Below are 23,279 nucleotides of genomic sequence, written 5' to 3'. Positions count from 1 at the left end.
ATCTTTTATGTAATTATAGTTTGCTTTAGAATCAAAACCTTTATCAGCGAGAATTTTGGAATTTTTTAAGCTAAACCAAGAATTTATTTTATCTAAAAAATTAATTAGACTTGAAACATCAGCTTTTTCGCCTGTAAGAGTTACTTCATAAATTGGCAATCCTGATTTTGCATCACACATTATTAAATTTTTATAACCCCAATAAAAAGTATAATTCTTTTTTGAATCTTCATTATTTGCAGTGTGGACTCCTAATTTACAGTCCTTATCTGATTTAGGAGGTTTTTCATTAGAAAATTTATTTTTAGAAAAACATTTTGGATTATTATACTTTGTATTTGCTTTTATAGGGGTTGAATCTACAGATACTATTGAGTTATCTATGGCATCTAATTTTATAAGTTCATTTACTTGTGATTTCATTATTTCCTTTAGTAAATTATTATCAATATCATGAATAAAACGTTGGTAAACGCTATAAGAAGGTAATGGTTTAGTAATGTCAAATCCGCATAATTGAGCAATTTTTAAATTAGTATTTAAAAAATCACAAAGTAGAGTTATTTCTCTAAAATGTTCACAGTTCATAACAACAAACGCTCTAGTAAGAGCGTGACGTGAATAGCCTTTTGGTCCACGTTTTGATTCAATAAATTCAGGTATAAATGATAAATCTAAATTATCAAATATGTTTTCGTAAAAATTAATTGTTGATTGTGAAGTAAATAGATCAACTATGTTAAATATCTCTTGTCTTGTTATCATTTTTTAAACCTCCGTTAGTGCAACTAATTAGTTTATGTATATGCTATTAGTTTTATCCAAAGGAGTAAAAATGATACTGAAAAATCTGAGTGATATAAAAAATCTTGGCCATAAAGGCCTTGATATATAAGGGTTAAGAAATATGATTAACCCTAATAATATAAATCAAATAATAAATTTTGATAAAAGTTTAATTAAGAGCTATAAGGAAAATCAAGAAATTATATCAGATGAGATTGCGCAAATAGAACTTAAAATTAAAGAGCAAGAAGAGTCGCAGTTAGCAATAGAAGAGAAGCAAAGTGATATAATGGAAGCAAAAAATAAAGTTGTTGCAATTCAAAATGAAGAGGAAAGCAAGAGAAATGAACTTTTAGCAATGCAACGAGAAAAGCAAGATAGTATTATTGCTTTAGAAAATGATAGTGAAAAGATTAGTAGTGAAATAGCACATTTAGAATCACATAATGAAGAGTTAGAAGCAGAACTTGATAGAATAATAAATAATGTTAGTGGTAGCAATGGGAGTAATGGGGTAGACAATAATTTACAAACAGATAGTGGCTTTTTAAGACCTGTTCCAGGTAGAATTACTAGTAATTATGGATATAGAGTTAATCCTGTTACAGGAGAATATAAATTACATAAAGGTATAGATTATGCAGGGAATTATGGAGACCCAATTAAAGCATCTAAAAGTGGTGTAGTTGAATATTCAGGGTGGATTACAGGATATGGAAATACAATTATTTTAGGACATGGAAATGGGGTACAAACATTATATCCACATGCTCAAACATTAGATGTTGATTATGGAGATACAGTTAAGCAAGGTGATGTAATTGCTACTGTAGGTTCAACTGGAAATAGTACAGGCCCACATTTACATTTTGAAATAAGAATTAATGGGCAAGCTGTTGATCCTTTAAATTATATACCGTATTAAAGAGATAAAAGCTGTATCTTTAAAGATACAGCTTTTTGAATAATTAAATATAATAAAGAAAATAATACTCAGGTAGTTTTTGTTTTATAAAGAATAAAAACCTGTGCAAAGTGCACAGGTTAAGGGATTACAATCACTTAAGAAAGGGAATAAGTGATTGTGTGGGGTTTTATTAAAACTCTATAATTTATTAAATTATAGAGCGGTATGGGCTATATTAATAAGTATTTTATTGAATACTATAGTTATATTATACAATATAATTTAATAAAATCAAATAATATTTACAAAAAAAGTTGAAAAAATTTTTTTTGTGTATAAATCTAGAAGAAAATAGATGGTAAAATTAAATAAAATAACAATTATAGGGAGGAATAAAAATGAAAAAAAGAGAAAATATGCTTAAGGATACCCCGGATTATGAACCTTATTCAGAAAATGAAGTTAAATTAAGTATTAAGGAAATGAGGGAGTTAGGGCTTATTAAATGCGGTGGTTGCTGCAATAAGGGGGGAGGAGCATGTGATAAAAGAAAAGGATGTAATAAAAAGTGCTGTAATAATAAATAAAGATATAAAAGGAAAAAATGAAATGTCGAATTCTAAGGAAGAAAACTTTGGAAAAAATATAAAATTATAATAGATTTGTAGAATAAAAATATTGTTAATTATAAATGAAATTAATATTAATATCTTGAATATATATTTAATTAAAGGGAAAGCATTTATTAATGAAGGTGTATTAGAAGATGTGTGAAAAAATTTTTAAGAAGAATATAAAAAGGGATTAAGAGTAATAATTTATATTAGTAATGTCTTGAAAGAACATGTGATAATTGGTAAAATATATCGTAATTAGTTAATTGATTTTTTGGTTAAGAATAATAGATTGGTTATATAGGAAAAGACATATTAATTATTAATATATACAGATGGTAATTTGTGTATATTATGTGTAGTAAGAAAAATATTAGATGTTTTTTGCTTTTTATGAACAAACATTTGAAAAAATTAGCTTTAATATGTTATAATAAGCTAGTTGTATTAATCAAACAAGAGATACTTTTTTAGGAGGAATATACAATGGAAGCTAAAATGGAAAAAATCGACGTAAATGTCGTTAAATTTGAAGTAAAGGTTGAAGCTAATAAATTCAATGAAGCTTTAACAAGAGCTTATAAGAAGAATGTTAAGAATTTTAATGTGCCTGGATTTAGAAAAGGTAAAGTTCCAATGAATGTAGTTAAGCAATATTACGGTGTTGGAGTTCTTTTAGAAGATGCAGTTAATTTTGCAATCGATGGATCTTATAGTGAAGTATTAAAAGAAAATAACATAATCCCAGTTGACTATCCAAAAATAGATGTAGTAGAAGTTGGAGAAGGAAAAGACTTTGTTTATACTGCAGAAGTAACTGTTTATCCAGAAGTTGAATTAGGTGAATATAAAGGATTATCAGTAGAAAAGAAAACTTACGAAGTAACTGAAGAAGAAGTTGCTAAAAAGCTTAAAGAAATGCAAGAAAAGAATGCAAGAGTTGAATCTAAAGAAGAAGGAACAGTTGAAAATGGAAATATAGCTGTTATTGATTTTAAAGGATTTGTTGATGGAGAAGCATTCCAAGGTGGAGAAGGTCATGATTACTCTTTAGAAATTGGTTCTAAAACTTTCATAGATACTTTCGAAGAACAATTAGTTGGAGCTAAAGTAAATGATACAGTAGAAGTAAATGTTACTTTCCCAGAAAACTATGGTAAGGAAGAGTTAAATGGTAAGCCAGCTAAATTTGAAGTTACTATTAAAGAAATAAAGGTAAAAGAATTACCAGAATTAGATGATGAATTTGCTAAAGAAACTTCAGAATTTGATACAATAGCTGAATTAAAGGCTGATATTACTACTAAGTTAGAAGCAGCAAATGCTGAAAGAGCTGATAGAGAGTTTGAAGAAGCTGTAATTAATGCAGTTGCAGAAAATGCAAAGGTTGAAATTCCAGCTGTAATGGTAGAAAAAGAAGTAGATAAAATGGTTCAAAACTTACAACAAAGATTACAATATCAAGGTTTAAATTTAGAACAATACTTCCAATTCACTGGAACTGATGAAGAAAAGATGAGAGAATATATGAGAGAAAATGCAGCTACTAAAGTAAAAGTTGATTTAGTTTTAGAAGCTGTAGAAAAAGCTGAAAACATAGATGCTACTGAAGAAGAAATAAAAGAAAAAGCTGTTGAAGTTGCTAAAATGTATTCTGCATCAGAAGATGATAAAATGGTTGAATTATTAATGCAAAGCCAACAAGCAGCATTAAGATCTGATGTAATCACAAACAAAGCAGTAAAATTCTTATTAGAAAATAATAAATAGTCCTAATTTAATTGCCAGAAGAAATTCTGGCAATTATTCAAATATTTCTTTAACAAAATAAAGTAAATTTTATATAATTTTAATATAATTACTTTTGATTAGTTGGATATATTATAAGTAAGAAGGGTTTTAAAGAGAAAAGGAGGGAATTAAGTATGAGCAATTATATTCCATACGTTGTTGAACAAACAGGAAGAGGAGAAAGGTCTTATGATATTTTTTCAAGACTTTTAAAAGATAGAATTATTATGCTTAGCGGCGAGGTAAATGATGTAACTGCTAATCTTGTAGTAGCTCAATTATTATTCTTAGAAAGTGAGGACCCAGATAAAGATATATATCTTTACATAAATAGTCCAGGAGGCTCAATTACTTCAGGAATGGCTATTTATGATACTATGCAATATATTAAATGTGATGTAAGTACTATTTGTATTGGTATGGCAGCATCAATGGGAGCTTTCTTATTATCAAGCGGTGCTCCAGGTAAGAGATATGCTCTTCCAAATAGTGAAATTATGATACATCAACCTTTAGGAGGATTCCAAGGTCAAGCAACTGATATTGATATTCATGCAAAGAGAATATTAAAGATAAAAGAAACTTTAACAAGAACTATGGCTGAATCTACTAATGGAAAAGTTGATTATGAAACTATGGTTCAAATGTGTGAAAGAGATAACTTCATGAGTGCTGATGAAGCATTAAAAATTGGATTAATTGATGAAGTAATAGTAAAAAATAAAAAATAATTATTTTTGGCAATTTCATGCCAAAGTGAGGTGAGGTTATGGCTAAATTTGAAGATAAAAAGCAATTAAAGTGTTCATTTTGTGGTAAAAATCAAGATCAAGTAAAAAGATTAATTGCTGGGCCTGGAGTATATATTTGTGATGAATGTATAGATTTATGCTCAGATATAATTCAAGATGAATTTGAAGATAATGTAGAGTTAGATACTACAGCTCTTCCTAAACCAAATGAAATAAAAGAATATTTAGATCAATATGTTATTGGGCAAGATAGAGCAAAAAAAGCACTATCTGTAGCAGTTTATAACCATTATAAAAGAGTAAAAGCAAATACGTATGATGATGATATAGAACTTCAAAAAAGTAATATATTATTATTAGGACCTACTGGTTCAGGTAAAACACTTTTAGCTCAAACATTAGCAAAATTTTTAAATGTTCCATTTGCAATAGCAGATGCTACTACATTAACTGAAGCAGGATATGTAGGAGAAGATGTAGAAAACATTTTATTAAAATTAATACAAAATGCTGATTATGATGTTGAAAAAGCTGAAAAAGGTATAGTATATATTGATGAAATTGATAAGATTGCTAGAAAATCTGAAAACCCATCCATAACTAGAGATGTATCTGGTGAAGGGGTTCAACAAGCATTATTAAAAATATTAGAGGGAACAACAGCTTCTGTTCCACCTCAAGGTGGAAGAAAGCATCCGCATCAAGAATTTATCCAAATTAACACATCAAATATTTTATTTATTTGTGGTGGAGCTTTTGATGGAATTGATAAAATCATTCAAAAAAGAACAAGAGTTAGCACTATGGGATTTGGAGCTGAAATACAATCAAAAGAAGCAAAAGATGTTGGAGAGTTATTAAAAAATGTTCTTCCAGAGGACTTGTTGAAGTTTGGTTTAATCCCTGAATTTGTAGGAAGATTACCAATGGTAGTTTCTCTAGAATCATTAGATCAAAATGCATTAATTAATATTTTAAGTCAACCTAAAAATGCATTAGTAAAACAATATAGTAAATTGTTTGAATTAGATAATGTAGAGTTAGAATTTACTGAAGATGCACTTAAAGCTATTGCAGATGAAGCTATAGCAAGAAAAACAGGTGCTAGAGGATTAAGAGCAATTGTTGAAGATATAATGATTGATGTAATGTTTGATGTACCATCAGACGAAAATATAAGTAAGGTTGTTATAACTGAGGATTCAATTAAATCTAAGAAGTTACCAGAATTAATTAGACTTGGTGAAAATGAAGTTAGACCTGTTTTAAAAACTAAAAAAGCTAAAAAAAGAAAAGGCATGGAAACTGCTTAAAAAAATCACCTCTAGATTTCTAGAGGTGATTTTTTTTATTTTTGAACGATACCCTTAATATAGAAAAAATAATATTTATTGCTACATATTATGGAATAATAGAACAGTTATAGGTTAATAATACAAAGAGAGTTTAGAAAAAAAGGGAGGATATAAATTCATGAGTGAGATAATGATTATTTTACAAGCTATAATGATGGTTCTATTTATCATATACTTATTTAATAGCAATAAAGCTACTCGTTCTAGAACTGTTGTAGTTGATAAAGAAAATAAAAAAGAAATGGAAAAACTTTTGAAAATGAGAAGGATAAAGCTTTCAGAACCTTTGACTGAGAAAAGTAGACCAACTTCATTTGATGATATTATTGGTCAGAAAGATGGGATTAAAGCTTTGAAAGCAGCCATATGTGGTCCTAACCCTCAACATGTTATTATTTATGGACCGCCCGGAATAGGTAAGACTGCTGCTGCAAGATTAGTACTGGAAGAAGCCAAGAGAAAGGAAAAATCACCATTTAAAGAAAATGCTAAATTTGTGGAGATTGATGCTACCACAATTAGATTTGATGAGCGTGGAATTGCAGATCCTCTAATAGGATCAGTGCATGATCCTATTTACCAAGGGGCAGGTGCTTTGGGAGTGGCTGGAATACCTCAACCTAAACCAGGCGCAGTTACAAAAGCTCATGGAGGAATATTATTTATTGATGAAATTGGTGAGTTGCAACCTATTGAAATGAATAAACTACTAAAGGTTTTAGAGGATAGAAAGGTATTTTTAGATAGCTCCTACTATAGTTCTGAAGATCCTAATATGCCGACTTATATTAAAGAAATATTTGATAATGGATTACCAGCTGATTTTAGGTTGATTGGGGCAACAACACGTAGTCCAGATGAAATAATTCCGGCTATTAGATCAAGATGTGTTGAAGTGTTTTTTAGAGGCTTGCAACCAAATGAAATAAGGGAAATTGCCCAAAAAGCAATTAGTAAAGTTGGGTTAAATACTTCTGATAAGGGATTAAATCTTATAAGTAGATTTTGTAACAATGGAAGAGAAGTAGTTAATTTAATTCAATTGTGTTCAGGAATTGCTATTAATGAAGAAAGAGATTATATTACTGAGGATGATATTAAGTGGGTAATAGAAAATGGTCAATATACAGAAATACAAGAAAAGAAAATTTCAGATAGACCAGAAGTTGGTGTGGTGAATGGGTTAGCTGTACATGGAGCTAATATTGGAATGCTTATGGAAATAGAAGCAACGGCAAAGAAGATAGAAGGTAGGGCAGGGGAGTTAAAGATTTCAGGTATTATTGAAGAAGAAGAAATTACTATGAGTAATAGGAAAGTAAAAAGAAAAAGCACCGCATTTTCTTCAATACAAAATGTATTAACCGCTTTAAATAATATATATGATTTAAAATGTGATAAATATGATATACATATTAATATTCCAGGAGGTATACCGGTAGATGGACCATCAGCAGGTATAGCAATTGCTACTGCTGTATATAGTGCTATATTAGAATTACCTATAGATAATAAAGTTGCGATGACAGGAGAAATTAGTCTTTTAGGTACGGTTAATCCTATAGGTGGTGTTAATGCAAAAATATTAGCAGCTCAAAAAGCAGGGGCAAATAGAGTTATAATACCAGCTGATAACTGGAATGAATCATTTTTGAATTATGAAGGAATTGATGTGATTAAAGTTTCTAATATAAAAGAGGTATTAGACGTGTGTATATTAAATAATGATAAAACAAAAATTGATATTCTTTCAGCAAAGGCAAAGGAGTTATAAAGAGTTAAATGACAAATGCTGATTATAGGTATTTGTCATTTGTTTTTCTTATTTAAACCTTCACGGTAATAAATTAATATGAGAATTAGTATAAAGTTGAAAAAAAATAGTTTTACGTGTATAATTTAAAAGTTAGATATTTTATTTATGATGATTAGAATGGAGGGGGAAAATGAATACTGATTCTATTTTATTACCGTTAATACCTCTTAGAGGTATTACTATTTTTCCCAATATGATTATACATTTTGATATTGGAAGAGAAAGGTCTATTGCAGCTCTTGAAGAAGCAATGTTAAATGAAAGCAAAATCTTCTTAGTTACACAAAAAGACCCTGAAGTAGAAATTCCAGAAAGTAAAGACGATATGTATAGTATAGGAACTATATGTAAAATTAAACAAATACTTAAGTTGCCAAAAGGAACTACAAGGGTTTTAGTTGAAGGGCTTGAAAGGGCTACACTATTAGAGTTTGAAGAAAAGGAAAAATTCTTACAAGCTAAAATTGAAAAAATAGTAGAAGAAGCAACTGAAGTTGAAAGTAATGAAGATATAGCTTTCAGAAATCAGTTAGGAAAAGCCTTTGCAGAGTACATTTACTCAACAGAAGGTGATGATAGTAAAGTACTTAAAATGATGGAGCAAGAGAAGAATTTAAGTAAGATTACTGATTTAATAGCCGCTTATATTCAATTAGATGATAAAAAGAAGCAATCAATATTAGAAACTATAGATGTTTATGAAAGAATAGAAAAGTTACTTGTGTTTATTGATGAAGAAATTCAAATAGTTGAAATTGAAAAAGAAATAGGCAATAAAGTTAAGAGTAAGATTGATAAGAGTAATAGGGAATATTTCTTAAGAGAACAAATTAAAGCTATTCAAGATGAACTAGGAGAAGATGAAGAGTCAAAAGAAATAAACAAATATACGCAGCAATTAAAAAAGCTTAAACTTTCTAAAGAAGTAAAAGAAAAGGCGGAATATGAATTATCGAGATTAAAAACATCAAATTCAAGTGAGGCTAACAATATAAGGAATTATCTTGATTGGCTAGTAGCAATTCCTTGGAATAAAGCTACGAAAGATTCATTTGATATTAAAAAAGCTGAAGAAATTTTAGATAATGAGCATTACGGTTTAGATGAAGTTAAAGAAAGAATTTTAGAATATTTAGCAGTAAAGAAATATACAAAGTCTTTAAAGGGCCCTATACTTTGCTTAGTAGGACCTCCTGGAGTTGGTAAAAGTTCAATAGCTGAATCTGTGGCTAAATCATTAAATAGGAAGTTTGTTAGGATTTCATTAGGTGGTATTCGTGATGAAGCTGAAATTCGTGGGCATAGAAGAACATATATTGGTGCTATGCCAGGAAGACTTATTTTTGCTTTAAAAGAAGCTAAGGTTAATAATCCACTAATACTATTAGATGAAATAGATAAGTTAAGTAATGATTATAAGGGAAATCCTGCTGATGCTTTATTGGAAGTATTAGATCCAAAACAGAATAAAACATTTAGAGATAGCTATATGGAAGTTGAAACTGATTTATCTAATGTAATGTTTATAACAACAGCAAATTCATTGGATACTATTCCACATGCTCTTTTAGATAGAATGGAAATAATACAGGTTTCAGGATATACTTATGATGAAAAATTTAATATTGCAAAGAATTACTTGGTAAAAAGGGTAATGGATGAATGTAATGTTGAAAATAATGCAATAAAGATATCAGATAACGCAATTAAAGAAATTATTAATGGTTATACTAGAGAATCTGGAGTTAGATCTTTAGAAAGACAAATTAATAAGGTTGTTAGAAAAAGTATTACTGAGTTAATAAAAACAAATAAAAAGAGTATTATTGTTTCTTCAAGTAAGTTAGAAAAGTATTTAGGACCAGTAGTTTTTGAGTATGATAAAGAAGAAAAAGAAGATAAGGTTGGAGTTGTTACCGGGTTAGCATGGACTGCATATGGAGGAGATACATTACCAGTTGAAGTTGCAGTAATGAAGGGAAGCGGTAAGTTAGAATTAACAGGACAATTAGGATCTGTTATGCAAGAATCTGCAAAGGCAGCATATAGTTACGTTAGAGCTAATGTTGATAAGTATGATATTCCAGCAGAATTTTATAAAAAGAATGATATTCACATTCATGTTCCAGAAGGTGCGGTACCAAAGGATGGCCCATCTGCAGGAGTGACAATGGTTACTGCTTTAGTATCTGCATTATCTAAGAAAAAAGTTAAAGGTAGTGTAGCTATGACTGGAGAAGTAACATTAACAGGAAGAGTATTACCTATTGGTGGAGTTAAAGAAAAATGTTTAGCAGCACATAGAATAGGAATAGAGACTGTTATTTTACCAAAAGATAATAAAAAGAATGTAAAAGAAATACCATCTTCAATTAAGGGGAAATTAAATTTAATTTTTGCTGACAAGGTTGAGGATGTATTACAAAATGCATTAATCGGAGTTGATGATAATGATAATTAAAAATTCAGAATTTATTATATCTGCTGTTAAAAGGAATCAATATCCTATAGATGGTAGAAATGAAATTGCCTTTGTTGGAAGATCTAACGTAGGTAAAAGTTCAATAATAAATGCCTTAACAAATAGAAGAAAACTTGCTAAAGTTTCACAAACGCCTGGTAAGACAAGATTAATTAATTTTTTCTTAATAAATAATGATTTTTACTTAGTTGATTTACCGGGATATGGATATGCTAAAGTTTCTAAAAAGGAAAAAGAAAGTTGGGGTAAAACTATTGAAATGTACCTAACTGATAGAGAAGAATTAAAAAGAGTAATTTTACTTGTTGATTCAAGGCATAAACCAACAGCTGATGATATCATGATGTATGAGTGGATAAAGCACTTTGATTATGATTGCATTGTAATTGCAACAAAAAGTGATAAATTATCTAATAATGAATTAGGTAAGAGTAAAAAAATAATAAAAGAAACACTTGGACTTGGAAGTACTGATAAATTTTATTTCTTCTCTTCATTAAATAAAAAGGGAAAAGATGAGTTAATAAATAATATTTTTGAAGATTTATCAGAAGAGGCAAAGTCAGTTTAATAAAAAAGCTACCTGTGAAAGGGTAGTTTTTTTATTGGAGAAAAAGATAAAAAAATTATTGGATGGGAAGGGAAAATAGTGTCAAATGAAAATAAAGAGAATAGTATATAGTATAAAAACAAAAAAATAAATCATTAGGAGGAATGTAAAGATGCCTAGTATGCATGATATGATTGATGAATTGAATGACATGGATTGTCCTAGTTTTTCTGCATCAGAACCTGTTGGAAATAATTTTTTAACTACTGGTTGTGGTTTTGGTAGCTGGATTTGGATATTATTAATTTTATTCTATGCTGGACAAGGTGGAACTGCTAATACAGGATGCTGCTGTGGAAATACAGCTTCAAATAATTGCTGTTGTAATAATTCTTATAATAATGCTTATAATAATGGATCATTCTGTGGTGGAGGATATTTATTCTTACTTGTAATATTATTCTTATGTAATGGTACTTTTGGTTGTGGAAATAATGGATTTAATACAAATTGCAATGGATCTCTACTATAGCTTAGTAGGAAGGAGGAATAATTATGTCAAAGAAGAGAAATAAGAAATGTTGTTGTCAAGAATGTTGTGAACCTTGTTGCTGCAATAATGCTACAGCTAACAATTATGGATCATGCTGTGGAAATGTTTTTGGTGGATTAAATAATTGTGTAGCACCAATTATATTTTTATTAATTGCTTGTGGATCAGGACTTCTTAATAATAATTGCTCATATTTAATAATCTTATTATTCTTACTATGTGGTGGATCTTATGGAAATCTATTTGGAGGAAATACCGTAGGAAGCAATTGCTGCTGTGAAAGTGACTGCTGCTGCTAGTTAAGAGGATGGAGGGTCTTTATGACCCTCCAAAAAAATATCCTTTTTTATAAACATATACAGTTTAATTACATATAATGGAGTAAAGAAATAATTTGGAGGTACTTATATGTCCAAGCGTAAGCATAAAAATAGAAGCGATACTAGACGTGAAGGTACAAGTGATAATAGAAATAATGCTAACGTAAATGCCAATACTAATAGTAGACCAACATATAATAATGGACCATTTGGTATAAACCCTAATCAATTATTAAGTAGTATGTTTGGAAATATTGATATGAATCAAATAAATAGTTTATTACAATCAATGAATACACAAGGATTTGATTTTAATAATTTAAACTTGGGAAATTTAATGGGGAATATAAACAATATGGGAAATGAATCAAATATAAGAAATAATTCAAATGATAACAATCAATATTCTTCAAATAATGAGAATGTTAATACTATAGATGATGATTTAAACTTTACTACAAATGAAAGTTTTGCTGGTAAAGGAGAAAGAAATGATGAGAATATTCAAATGCTTAGAGCTATTAGAAGTATTGTAGGTGGCGAGAGAGGTAGATTCATCGATAGGGTAATTACTATGTATAACGATGGTATATTTGATGAGTAATAAAATTTTAAAGGTGTATAAAATTGAGTAAAAGGTTAATACTATTAATGTACCGGAGAGTATTCTCCTATAGCGAATGAAGAGAAATCTTCATTAAGCTAAACCCCCCCATCCCCCTTTTAGGCCGCTTTTTTTAGCGGCCTTTTATATTACTTTTTTATTATGGAAGATATTTTAAATTGATTTGATTCATCTATTTCTGCAGTAACATATAAGAGGAGTTCTTTTGGTTTTGAATCAGAGCTAGTAAAATTGATTTTCTCGAAAGATAGTATCCAACATAATGAAGATGTATTACCAAATTCATTCCAAGTAGTATCATAACAATAAGCTTTTTGAAATGAATATCTATAATTACTTTTATCTAAATTCCATAATAGTCCTAATTGATCACTTTCTATTGTAGAGGTAAATATATCTGGAGCATCATCGAGCTCATAATCAGCCTCAACACAATCTATTAATAATTGAATAGAATTAAGTGAAGGTATCTTTGGTGAACTAAAACTAATATCTTTCAGTGTGGTAGAATTTAAAATATAGCCTTCTGTAGCTTCATCACCCTTAGAAGAAGATGTTGTATAAATTTTAGGGGTTTTCGAATTGTTAAAGTCTAAAATAGATAATATATTATTTTGAGTAAAAAATACTTCTTGAAAGCTATTATTTTCCCATTTAAAAATATAAAAAGTTGATTTGTTGTTTTTTAATCCACTTATTATTATTTCGGGAATCTTATTTCTATTCAAATCTATGTATGAAATTTTTATAGCGCAAGATGGAGAAATATCAAGTAAAGAATAGTCAAATTCGTTACTTTTTAATAATGTTTCTCCCAGAGAGTTTTTAATTTTTATTGAATAAGTTGAATTGGTAGAGATAATGGATAACTCATCATTTTCGCCATCGCCATCAAAATCATATTCCTGATTATTTTTATTGCTATTATATGCATTTGATAGAGTTTGTGAATTTCTCATGTATGTATTTAAATATAATCCTAAAATGATTACAAAAAAAATTAATGGTATTAATTTTAAAAAGTTCTTTTTTTGTAAATTAAAATTAAACATAGCATCACCTCAGTAAAGTATATGTGATTGCTATACAATAAATAACTTTAAGCAAGAAAAAAAGTCAGTAGAATACTACTGACAATATTTACATAATCCATAGAAGAAAAGTTTGTTCCATTTTACATTATAGTGAGTATTTTCTTCAACCATTTTATTTAATGGTGAAAAATCTATGTCGCATAAATCATCAACTTTACCACATTGAATACATTGTATGTGACCATGTTCACTACAGTTTCCATCATATCTAAAGTTTCCTTCACCAACATTTAATTCTTGAACCAATCCTATTTCAACTAAGGTTTTTAGAGTTTTGTAAACGGTAGCAAGACTCATTGTTGGATAGTTAGGTTGTAATGCTTTATAAATTGTTTCGGCTGAAGGGTGTTCACTTGTGCTTTTTAAATATTGATAAACAGCTAATCTTTGGGGCGTTAATTTTAATTTCTTTTCTTTAAATGTTAAAATTATATCATCCATTAATGACACCTTCCTATATTTATTTAATATAATTATATAAGAAAATATTATTCTTTGTCAATAATATTTATTAATTAATAAAGTGGTATAAATAAAATAATATTGTAAATATATACATATTGTGATATTTTATAAGAAGAATTAATTTGCACATATAAAAGATGTAAATTGCATAATATAAAGTTTAGTATTATGTTTAAATTAAGGAGGAGAATTTTTATGGCAAAATATAAAGTAGGCGATGAATTATTAATAATTAATGATCCTAGCGAAGAAAATGAAAAATTAAAATCTTTAACTAAATTAACTCTTGACGGGGATTATGCACAAATATCATGGGGATTAAAAATAGTTAATGTTGAGTATGAAAAACCTTATGTTACATTAACTTATACTAATGTTGATGGTGAATTAAATAAAGTTTTTGCTGAATGTAAAGATATTGAGAACTTTGATCAACAAAAGGTTTTAGAAAAAGCTTTATTAAAAGCATTCCAAAATGAAATAATTAAAATTTCTGTAGTTAAGAACTCAGCATTAAAGAGATAGAAAAAAAGAAATAGTAAAAAAGAACTAATTTTGATGAGAAATTAGTTCTTTTTTTATTGAAATATTATAAAAATATTGATTTAATGAGAAATTATGTTATATTATATATAAATAGTATAAAATAGTGAGATATCAAATTAATATTTATCGAAAGTAAAATTTTTGTAAAATGTCATAAAAATATGTATAAGTGTTTATTTATTGATAAAAATCATATATAATAAGTATGTGATTTCGTTTACAAGTAAGTGGGGGTATGGGTTATGAGTAAATGTCCATTTTGGTCAAGCAGAAGGGAAAAAGTTAGTTGTAGTAATGAGTGTCCAATGAGTCCAGCTCTAAATAACAATGAAATTTGCCCTTTTATTGAACATTTAGCAGAGGAAAAGGTTGTTTTTAAGGATATACTTGATGAGGATTTTGCATATTCTCAAAATACTAAGCTAGAATATATGATACCTTCTTATATAGGGTATAAAGATGAATAAATAAGAGTCACTGAGTGTTTTCTCGGTGACTCTTTTAATTTACTTAGATTTTTCAATTAATAACTCTTGTTTTAAATTCCAAAGTTTAGGTGAAAGGTCCACGTAGTAAGTATGAGGATTTTCGAATCTTAAAATTTCAGGCCATAACTTTGAAGTTTCTTGTTTTGAAAACTTTTTAATATCAAGTACAGAAGGTGAAGTATACACTTGATTACCATTATCAAAGATTTTAACTAATAAATCTTTTGCATAGAAATTAGTAACTTTCTTTCTTTTCCAAGTATGAACAGGATCGAAAATTTCTAATTCAGAACTTTCATCGATTACTTCATCATTTAAGGCAATAACATCAGCAATAGCTACATCTGTAGTCTTATCAAATAATCTAAATATTTTTTTGAAGCCAGGGTTAGTTATTTTTTCACTATTTTCACTAATTTTTATTTTAGGAATCACGGTAGAATCTTTTTCTACAGCAACTAGTTTATATACGCCTCCAAATACAGGTTCTGATTTAGCTGTTATTAATCTTTCACCAACCCCAAATGAATCTATACAAGCTCCTTGAGCTAACACATCTCTTATTATGTGTTCATCAAGTGAGTTAGAAACTATTATCTTACAATCTGGATAACCTGCAGCATCTAAAGTTTTTCTACATTTTTTAGTTAAGTAAGTTATATCTCCAGAATCTATTCTTATTCCTGTAGGTCTTTTCCCAAGAGGGGCTAATACTTCATCAAATACTTTAATAGCATTTGGCAAGCCAGATTTTAGAACATTATAAGTATCAATAAGTAAAGAACAATTATCAGGATAAGTTTCTGCCCATGATTTAAATGCTTCATATTCAGTATCGAATAATTGAACCCAGCTGTGCGCCATTGTTCCAACTGCAGGAATATTAAAATATTTATCAGCAATTGTACAAGCTGTAGAATCACATCCACCTATTATAGAAGCTCTTGCACCGTAAATAGCACCGTCATAGCCTTGAGCTCGTCTAGAACCAAATTCCATAACAGTTCTACCATCAGCAGCTCTACAAATTCTATTAGCTTTAGTAGCAATTAAAGTTTGATGATTAATTGTTAAAAGAATCATAGTTTCAATAAATTGAGCTTGAACAACAGGTCCTCTAACAGTTACTAAAGGTTGATTAGGGAATACAGGATTTCCTTCAGGAATAGCCCATACATCACAAGTAAACTTAAAATTTCTTAAGTAATCTAAAAATTCCTCAGAGAAAAGATTTTTTTCTTCTAAATATTTTATATCACTTTCTGTAAAAGAAAGGTTATTTAAATATTCAATAAGCTGATCTACACCAGCCATTATACAATATCCACCGCCATCAGGAACTCTTCTAAAATACATATCAAAATAAGCTATTCTATCTTGAACACCCTTATTAAAGTAGCCATTAGCCATTGTTAATTCATAAAAATCTACTAACATAGTAAGATTTCTTTCATTGGTAACATCAAATCTCATTAAATTTTCCATATTTATCTCCTTTATTGAAAAATACCTAAAGTTATTGTACAACTATATATAAATTATTACAATATAGTTATTTATATAATAATTATGGAGATAATTAAAATAAATAACTTAAAGGAGAACATATGAAGATATTATTAGACAGTTATCAGGTGAAAGCTATTAATATAAAAGATAAGAACACTTTAGTAGTAGCAGCTCCAGGTAGTGGTAAGACTACAGTAATAATTAATAGAGTTAATTATTTAATTGAAGAAAGAAAGGTAAAGATAGGGAACATAATTGTTATTACTTTTACACGTGCTGCTGCAGAAAATATGAAAACAAGGTATAAGAATAATTTCAATAAAAATGTGGCTCCGTTTTTTGGAACATTTCATGGATTGTTTTATAAAATTTTATTAAGGGAAGGTTATGAAATAAATATAATTGACAATGGGAAAGGACATGGAATTGTAAAGAGTGTATTAGGAAAGTATTTTGATGATGTTAATGATGATAAAATACGAGAGGTTTTAAATAATATTTCTCTTTTTAAAACTTCTTTAGGCGATATAGAAAACTTTAAGCCTTCAATTTCTATGGAAATATTTAAAGAATGCTATGAACATTATGAAGAATATAAAACTAAAGAGAAGTTATGGGACTTTGATGATTTATCTATTAGGGTATTATATTTGTTTAAAAATAACAAAAATATTTTAAGTAAATATAAAGAGATATTTAAGTATGTATTAGTCGACGAATTTCAAGATTGTGATGAACTTCAAATAGAATTTATTAAGATGATAAATCCTCAAAATGAATTATTTGCCGTAGGTGATGAAGATCAATGTATTTATTCATTTAGAGGCTCAAAGCCAGAGTATATGATAAATTTTTCAAAGTCATTTAAAGATGGTAAGAAGGTATATTTATCAACAAATTACAGAAGTAAAAAAAATATTGTAGATATATCTAAGAAATTAATTGCTAATAATTTAGGTAGAAATAATAAGGAAATAATTTCTTATGAAGGTGATAAGGGAGTTGTTAAGTTATTTAAGCCTTATAATGAATTTGCTCAAGGAGAAGAAATAGCAAATATTATAAAAAGTTTTGTTGGAGAAAATTACAGTAATAATGCAGTGCTTTATAGAACAAATATGGAAGCAAGAAGTTTAGTTGATACTTTTACTAGAAGAAAAATACCTTTTGTTTTATTAGATAAAGGATATAATTTCTTTGAACATTTTATATGTAAGGATATAATAAATTATTTAACTTTATCTATAGATCAATTTAATAAAGAAGCTTTTAATTCAATTATTAATAAGCCATTTAGATATGTAAGTAAAAGTAATTTGAGTTATGTTTCTTCATATAGGGAGCATAGAAATGTTTTTGATATTTTAATTAATAAAAATGATATACCTCCATTTCAAGCAAAGAAACTTGATGAGTTAAAGAAGGAAATTATATATCTTAATAAAATTTCATTAGGTAGTGCAATTCAATATATAATATCTTCACTTGGATATATTGATTATTTAAGAGAATATGCTAATAAATTTAATCAAAATTTTAGTGATTTAGAAGATGTATTAGAAGAATTAAAAGGTGCAGCAGAAGGTTTTAAAACTATTGTTGAATTTTTGGCTCATGTAGAAAATGTTAAGGAAGAAATAGAAAAGAGTAAGGTAGTTCAAGATGGGGTTATTTTGAGTACAATCCATGGCGTAAAAGGAATGGAATTTAAAAATGTATTTATTATAGATTGTAATGAAGAAACTATTCCACATAAGTCATCAATGGAAGATAACTTAGAAGAGGAAAGAAGACTTTTTTATGTTGCAATTACTAGAGCTATTAAAAATTTATATGTCTTTTCACCTAAGACTATAAGAGGTAAGTTTAGTGATATGTCTAGATTTATTTTAGAGAGTGGATTAGAAGAGGAAAGTAGCGTTGTAGATTATGGTATTAAAACTGGAGATAGTGTTTATCATAGACAATATGGAGATGGTAAGGTTAAGTCTATAGAAGGTGATAAAATAACTTTAGATTTTAAAGAAGAAATTTTAAGAACATTTTCTCTACGAGTATTAATGGAAAATAATTTGATTATATTAATTAAGTAACTTTATTTAATTAATATTTATTATTCTGGTAATAATATTAAATGATACAGGAAAATCTTTTACTAGAAGGTAGGAGTAGCTATGGAAAAATATATAAAAATTCTTAAACTATTGATATTTACATGTACTTTGTTTATAGGGATAAACCTATGTCAGCTTTATCCTGAAGCATATTCACCTGAAGAAGGGCAAAAAATAGAAGCATTTATAGATAAAAATGAAGATTTACTTAGCAGTGAAGAAAAAGATAATTTAAGTGAAATAATAAATAAATTAAATAAATATGTTGTATTATCACAAGAAGAAAGAGAATATATTAGGGAATGTGAATTAAATGTGATAAGAAAAAAGCTAGGCGATGCACAATTTGAGGAGTATAAAAAGTTAATTGAAAAGAGAGCATCAGGTGCAGAATTCCAACAACCTGAAAGATTTAGATTATATGAACTGGAGAAAATGTTAAGATAGTATTAAAAAATCTATAAATTATTAAACTAATTGAATAAAAGAAATACATAATATATAATTAATTCAATAGGCTTATATTTCAAATATAAGCCTGTAAATTTTTTGGGGAGAAGTTTATAATGAAAAATTTTAATTTAGAAGCACATAATATTAAAGAAGAATTAAAAGAAATAAGAAGAACTCTTCATCAATATCCAGAATTAGGGTTTGAGGAGGCTAATACTTCAAGATATATAAAAGAGTTTTTAATCAAAGAGGGAATTGAATTTAAGGAGTTTGCAAAAACTGGAGTTTGTGGAATTATCAATGGAACTAAAGAAGGAAATAAAAAAGTTATTGCTTTAAGAGCAGATATTGATGGACTACCAATGCAAGATAAAAAGAGTTGTCAGTATGCTTCTAAGGTTAAAGGAAAAATGCATGCTTGTGGTCATGATGGACATACAACAATTCTTCTAGGGGTTGCTAAGATATTAAATAAGTATAAAGCTGAGTTTAGTGGAACAGTAAAACTTATTTTTGAACCAGCAGAAGAAACTACTGGTGGAGCAAAGGTAATGATAGAAGAAGGAGTACTTGAAAATCCTAAAGTTGATGTGATGTGTGGACTACATGTTGAAGAAACTATTGATTGTGGAACTATTATGGTTAAAAAGGGGACAGTAAATGCAGCTTCAAATCCATTTAGTATAACTATTAAAGGGGCTGGAGGGCATGGAGCTTATCCAGATACTGCAATCGATCCAATAGTTATAGCAAGTCATGTTGTTACTTCGCTTCAAGGTATAGTAAGTAGGGAGATAAAACCAGTTAATCCAGCTGTAGTTACAATTGGTAGTATTCATGGTGGGACTGCTCAAAACATTATTCCAAGTGAAGTGAAATTGGCTGGTATTATTAGAACTATGACTATGGAAGATAGAGAGTTTGCAAAAAGAAGGTTAAAAGAAATTGTAAATGGTGTTTGTGCAACTTTTAGAGGAAGTGCAGAAATTGAGATTGAAGAATCTTATCCATGTTTATATAATGATGATGACATGGTGGAATTATTAGAAAAAAGCGCTAAGGAAGTAATTGGTGAAGAAAATGTTAAGTTGCAAAAGAATCCTAAATTAGGTGTTGAAAGTTTTGCATACTTTGCAAACGAAGTACCTTCAGTATTTTATTTCTTAGGAATAAGAAATGAGAAGAAAGGAATAATTTATCCAGCACATAATAGTTTATTTGATATAGATGAGGATGCATTGCCAATTGGAGTGGCAATTCAATGTGAAATTGCGGTAAATTATTTGACAAGATAAGAAAATAATATTAATCTATTAAAATGGATAAAATGACAAAAAAATAGACTGTTTATAGTTATGTTAAATAATTGTAAACAGTCATACAATATAGGAGTTGGTTTTTTGAAAATTGAAATAGGAACAAATGAAGCAGGGCAAAGATTGGATAAGTTTTTAAGAAAGTATTTAAAGGATGTTCCATTAAGTGCTATTTTTAAAGCTTTAAGAAAGGGTGACATTAGAGTTAATGGAGTAAAGAAAAAAGAAAATTATCCATTAGAATTTGGGGATGTAATTGAAATTAGATATTTACAAAGTAAGCAAGAGAAAAAAGAAGATACATTTATTAAAGTAAATTCAAGCGGACTTATGATTACATATGAAGACGAGAACATTTTAATTGTTGAAAAATGGCCTGGGGTTTTAGTACATCCAGATCAAAAGGGAGCAGAACCTTCACTTACAGATTATGTATTGTCTTATTTAAATGGAAAAGGTGATTACTTACCAGAAAAAGAAAAAACATTTACACCGGCTCCATGCAATAGATTAGATAGAAATACTTCAGGAGTAGTTATTTTTGGAAAGAATTTTGAGTCATTAAGAACTATGAACGAAATGATTAGAGAAGGTAATGTTAAGAAGTATTATAATGCGTTAGTAAAAGGTAAAATAAAAGATGGAGTATACAAAGGATATATTTCAAAAGATGAAAATGAAAATATATCTAAGGTATATGATGAAAAGAGACCTAACACTAAGGAAATTGCTATGGAAGTAAAGACAGTTCAAACTAATGGAGCATATTCATTACTAGAAATTGACCTTATTACAGGTAGAAGCCATCAAATTAGAGCACATTTAAGTCATTTAGGAAATCCTATCATAGGTGACTTTAAGTATGGAGATAAAAAGTTAAATTCATTCTTTGATAATAAGTTTGGATTAAATTATCAATTCCTTTATGCTTATAAGCTTATTTTTAAGGGCGCTAATGGGAAACTTGAGTATTTAAAGAATAAAACAATAGCAGAAGCGCTTCCGCCAATGTTTAAAAAGATTAAGAAGGATGTATTTAAATTTACTATATAAGATCATAAAAGGGGAAAGTTATGGAAGAGAAATCAGTGGGTCGTAGTTTTCTTATATTATCTATAGCGGGGATACTTGTAAAAGTAATGTCAGCAGCATATATTCCATTGTTAAGAGCTATAATTGGTACAACAGGAATAGGAATATATAATGCAAGTTACAGTTATTTTGTTTTTATATTAGCTATTACATGCTTAGGAGCACAACCAGCAGTTGCAAAGGTTGTATCGGAATTAAGGGCTTTAGGACATGAAGAAGATGCATTAAGGGCAATGAAATTAGCAAGAAGGTATTTAGCGATTATCGGTGCTATTATTACAATTGCATTTATGATGCTTATCGGACCGATTGCTAAAATAACTAAATGGGAAACAGCAACACTTTCTTTAATGTTTCTAGCTCCAACAGTATTTTTTAGCTGTTTATTAGCTACATATAGAGGATACCTTCAAGGTATAGAGGAAATGAAGACTCTAGCTATTTCGCAAGTTATAGAGCAGCTTGTTAACGTAGTTTTAAGTTTAATATTTGCTTTTGTGCTTGTAGGAATAAGCATAGAATGGGGAAGTGCTGGAGGTACTGTAGGTACAACTATAGGTGCAATTGTAGCACTTATATTTATCTTAATAATATATGATAGAAATAGATTAGAAGAAAGAGCAGAAGAAGAAAATAAAGCAGAAAAACATATTAGTGATAAAATGATACTAAAAAAACTTGTTAAGTATGGAGTGCCGATAATAATGGTAGCTGCATTACAAAATTCAAGTGGTATGATTGATACTATAAATGTAAAGGGAAGACTTCTTGCAGCTGGTTTTAATGATAATAGAGCAACTGAGTTATATGGAATACTAGGATGTTATAATACATTGCTTTATGTACCGTTATCAATAGTAACAGCATTAAGTTCAGCAATTTTTCCAAGAATAATAAATGCATTTACAACAAAGAAAAAGAAAGAGTTAAAATCACATATAGCATATAGCTTTAGATTAACTTATTTAATAACAATACCAGCAGCAGTTGGTTTATCTATGCTAAGTAAAGAAGTATATATTATGATTTATGGTAGTACAGAGGGATATCAATTATTGATGTATGGTTCTGTTGTGTTGATTTTTATGTCACTTTCAGCTATACAAAATACTATTCTTCAAGGAATAAATAAATTATATTTAGTATTAAGCACTGCTTTTTTAAGTATTATAATAAAATTTGTTATTAACTATTTTTTAGTTGGAATAAAGGATATTAATATATTAGGAGCTGTATTTGCAAGTTTCTTTGCTTTTTTAGTTCCCGTAATAATAAATCATAATAGATTAAGAAGAATATTTAAAATGAGAATACCTATAGTTAAAATGGCTTTAGTACCATTATTAGCTTCGTGTGTTATGGCATTAAGTATCTCATTATGTAAAATTCCAATAAATAGATTTATGAATATAGTACAAGGTGGAAGGGCTATAACGTCAATAGTAGCTTTAATGTTAATTGCTATAGGTGGAGCTGTATACTTTGTAGCTATGATTTTCCTTGGTGGTATAAAGAAGAAAGATTTAGATATGATTTCACCTAAGTTATTTACTTTATTACCAAGATTTTTAAGAAAGAATATGTAAATAATATAAATATAAATATAAATATAAATATAAATATAAATGGTCTGTTACGTTAAGTAACAGAC

The 23,279-nt window shown here is 28.4% G+C and carries 22 protein-coding genes; 18 read left to right on the top strand and 4 right to left on the bottom strand.

Annotation, left to right across the window (positions count from 1 at the left end; translation table 11 throughout):
* Positions 1-765, bottom strand: a 765-nt coding sequence (locus tag HCG70_RS04820) for a transposase (RefSeq protein WP_221697519.1), incomplete at its 3' end; no start/stop codon positions are given.
* A gap of 142 nt (positions 766-907) precedes the next feature.
* Here HCG70_RS04820 and HCG70_RS04815 point away from each other — a divergent pair.
* The 11 genes from HCG70_RS04815 to HCG70_RS04765 all read left to right on the top strand — a co-directional run bounded on the left by HCG70_RS04815 (position 908) and on the right by HCG70_RS04765 (position 12,530).
* Complete coding sequence (locus tag HCG70_RS04815) at positions 908-1,711, top strand: M23 family metallopeptidase (protein ID WP_221697518.1); 804 nt, start codon at positions 908-910, stop codon at positions 1,709-1,711.
* 380 nt (positions 1,712-2,091) lie between these two features.
* Positions 2,092-2,280 (top strand): hypothetical protein, encoded by a 189-nt coding sequence (locus HCG70_RS04810; RefSeq protein WP_042396261.1) that lies wholly within the window; start codon positions 2,092-2,094, stop codon positions 2,278-2,280.
* Between the two features lie 513 nt (positions 2,281-2,793).
* Positions 2,794-4,077: a trigger factor gene (gene tig, locus HCG70_RS04805; RefSeq protein ID WP_042396259.1), complete on the top strand. Its 1,284-nt coding sequence runs from the start codon at positions 2,794-2,796 to the stop codon at positions 4,075-4,077.
* A gap of 155 nt (positions 4,078-4,232) precedes the next feature.
* Positions 4,233-4,829 carry an ATP-dependent Clp endopeptidase proteolytic subunit ClpP gene (gene clpP, locus HCG70_RS04800; protein ID WP_042396253.1) on the top strand — a complete coding sequence of 199 codons (597 nt, stop codon included), beginning with the start codon at positions 4,233-4,235 and terminating at the stop codon, positions 4,827-4,829.
* Positions 4,830-4,867: 38 nt separating this feature from the next.
* The gene (gene clpX, locus HCG70_RS04795) at positions 4,868-6,163 is read left to right on the top strand and encodes an ATP-dependent protease ATP-binding subunit ClpX (RefSeq protein ID WP_042396251.1); all 1,296 of its coding nucleotides are present in this window, start codon (positions 4,868-4,870) and stop codon (positions 6,161-6,163) included.
* Between the two features lie 160 nt (positions 6,164-6,323).
* Positions 6,324-7,979 carry an ATP-dependent protease LonB gene (gene lonB, locus HCG70_RS04790; RefSeq protein WP_221697517.1) on the top strand — a complete coding sequence of 552 codons (1,656 nt, stop codon included), beginning with the start codon at positions 6,324-6,326 and terminating at the stop codon, positions 7,977-7,979.
* A 172-nt stretch (positions 7,980-8,151) separates the two neighbouring features.
* Positions 8,152-10,482, top strand: a complete 2,331-nt coding sequence (gene lon, locus HCG70_RS04785; RefSeq protein ID WP_042396247.1) for an endopeptidase La — start codon at positions 8,152-8,154, stop codon at positions 10,480-10,482.
* Entirely contained in the window at positions 10,472-11,074 is a 603-nt protein-coding gene (gene yihA / locus HCG70_RS04780) for a ribosome biogenesis GTP-binding protein YihA/YsxC (RefSeq protein ID WP_042396246.1), read from the top strand. The genes lon and yihA overlap by 11 nt, the downstream gene beginning before the upstream one ends.
* Before the next feature lie 151 nt (positions 11,075-11,225).
* On the top strand, positions 11,226-11,585 hold the full coding sequence (locus HCG70_RS04775) for a hypothetical protein (protein WP_052330613.1): 360 nt from the start codon (positions 11,226-11,228) through the stop codon (positions 11,583-11,585).
* Between the two features lie 23 nt (positions 11,586-11,608).
* A complete protein-coding gene (locus HCG70_RS04770) occupies positions 11,609-11,905 on the top strand; it encodes a hypothetical protein (protein WP_042396244.1) in 297 nt (98 codons plus the stop codon).
* 109 nt (positions 11,906-12,014) lie between these two features.
* Positions 12,015-12,530, top strand: a complete 516-nt coding sequence (locus HCG70_RS04765) for a hypothetical protein (protein WP_042396243.1) — start codon at positions 12,015-12,017, stop codon at positions 12,528-12,530.
* Positions 12,531-12,679: 149 nt separating this feature from the next.
* On the opposite strand, the gene HCG70_RS04760 is transcribed toward HCG70_RS04765, so the two are convergent.
* On the bottom strand, positions 12,680-13,603 hold the full coding sequence (locus HCG70_RS04760; protein ID WP_042396241.1) for a hypothetical protein: 924 nt from the start codon (positions 13,601-13,603) through the stop codon (positions 12,680-12,682).
* Positions 13,604-13,678: 75 nt separating this feature from the next.
* Positions 13,679-14,086 (bottom strand): Fur family transcriptional regulator, encoded by a 408-nt coding sequence (locus HCG70_RS04755; RefSeq protein WP_221697516.1) that lies wholly within the window; start codon positions 14,084-14,086, stop codon positions 13,679-13,681.
* Positions 14,087-14,305: 219 nt separating this feature from the next.
* On the opposite strand from HCG70_RS04755, the gene HCG70_RS04750 reads away from it, so the two are divergent.
* Entirely contained in the window at positions 14,306-14,635 is a 330-nt protein-coding gene (locus HCG70_RS04750; protein WP_042396237.1) for a hypothetical protein, read from the top strand.
* 263 nt (positions 14,636-14,898) lie between these two features.
* Entirely contained in the window at positions 14,899-15,123 is a 225-nt protein-coding gene (locus tag HCG70_RS04745; protein WP_042396235.1) for a hypothetical protein, read from the top strand.
* A 39-nt stretch (positions 15,124-15,162) separates the two neighbouring features.
* Here HCG70_RS04745 and HCG70_RS04740 read toward each other — a convergent pair whose 3' ends face one another.
* On the bottom strand, positions 15,163-16,629 hold the full coding sequence (locus HCG70_RS04740; protein ID WP_042396228.1) for a nicotinate phosphoribosyltransferase: 1,467 nt from the start codon (positions 16,627-16,629) through the stop codon (positions 15,163-15,165).
* 122 nt (positions 16,630-16,751) lie between these two features.
* Between HCG70_RS04740 and HCG70_RS04735 the strand changes: the two genes are divergently transcribed.
* From HCG70_RS04735 to HCG70_RS04715, 5 genes are all read left to right on the top strand, one after another.
* Positions 16,752-18,746, top strand: a complete 1,995-nt coding sequence (locus HCG70_RS04735) for an ATP-dependent helicase (protein WP_154821205.1) — start codon at positions 16,752-16,754, stop codon at positions 18,744-18,746.
* Between the two features lie 81 nt (positions 18,747-18,827).
* Positions 18,828-19,214, top strand: coding sequence for a hypothetical protein (locus HCG70_RS04730; protein WP_042396224.1), 387 nt, complete (start codon positions 18,828-18,830; stop codon positions 19,212-19,214).
* Between the two features lie 119 nt (positions 19,215-19,333).
* A complete protein-coding gene (locus HCG70_RS04725) occupies positions 19,334-20,515 on the top strand; it encodes a M20 family metallopeptidase (RefSeq protein ID WP_055276413.1) in 1,182 nt (393 codons plus the stop codon).
* Between the two features lie 105 nt (positions 20,516-20,620).
* Positions 20,621-21,589 (top strand): RluA family pseudouridine synthase, encoded by a 969-nt coding sequence (locus tag HCG70_RS04720; protein ID WP_042396219.1) that lies wholly within the window; start codon positions 20,621-20,623, stop codon positions 21,587-21,589.
* A gap of 20 nt (positions 21,590-21,609) precedes the next feature.
* The gene (locus tag HCG70_RS04715; RefSeq protein ID WP_221697515.1) at positions 21,610-23,214 is read left to right on the top strand and encodes a polysaccharide biosynthesis protein; all 1,605 of its coding nucleotides are present in this window, start codon (positions 21,610-21,612) and stop codon (positions 23,212-23,214) included.
* The last annotated feature ends 65 nt before the right edge of the window (positions 23,215-23,279 follow it).

The organism is Clostridium sp. K04 (assembly GCF_019734375.1).
Classification (GTDB): Bacteria; Bacillota; Clostridia; order Clostridiales; family Clostridiaceae; genus Clostridium; species Clostridium saudiense.
Note: the sequence above shows the minus strand (reverse complement) of the source record. Positions and strands in the feature narration are given on the sequence as shown.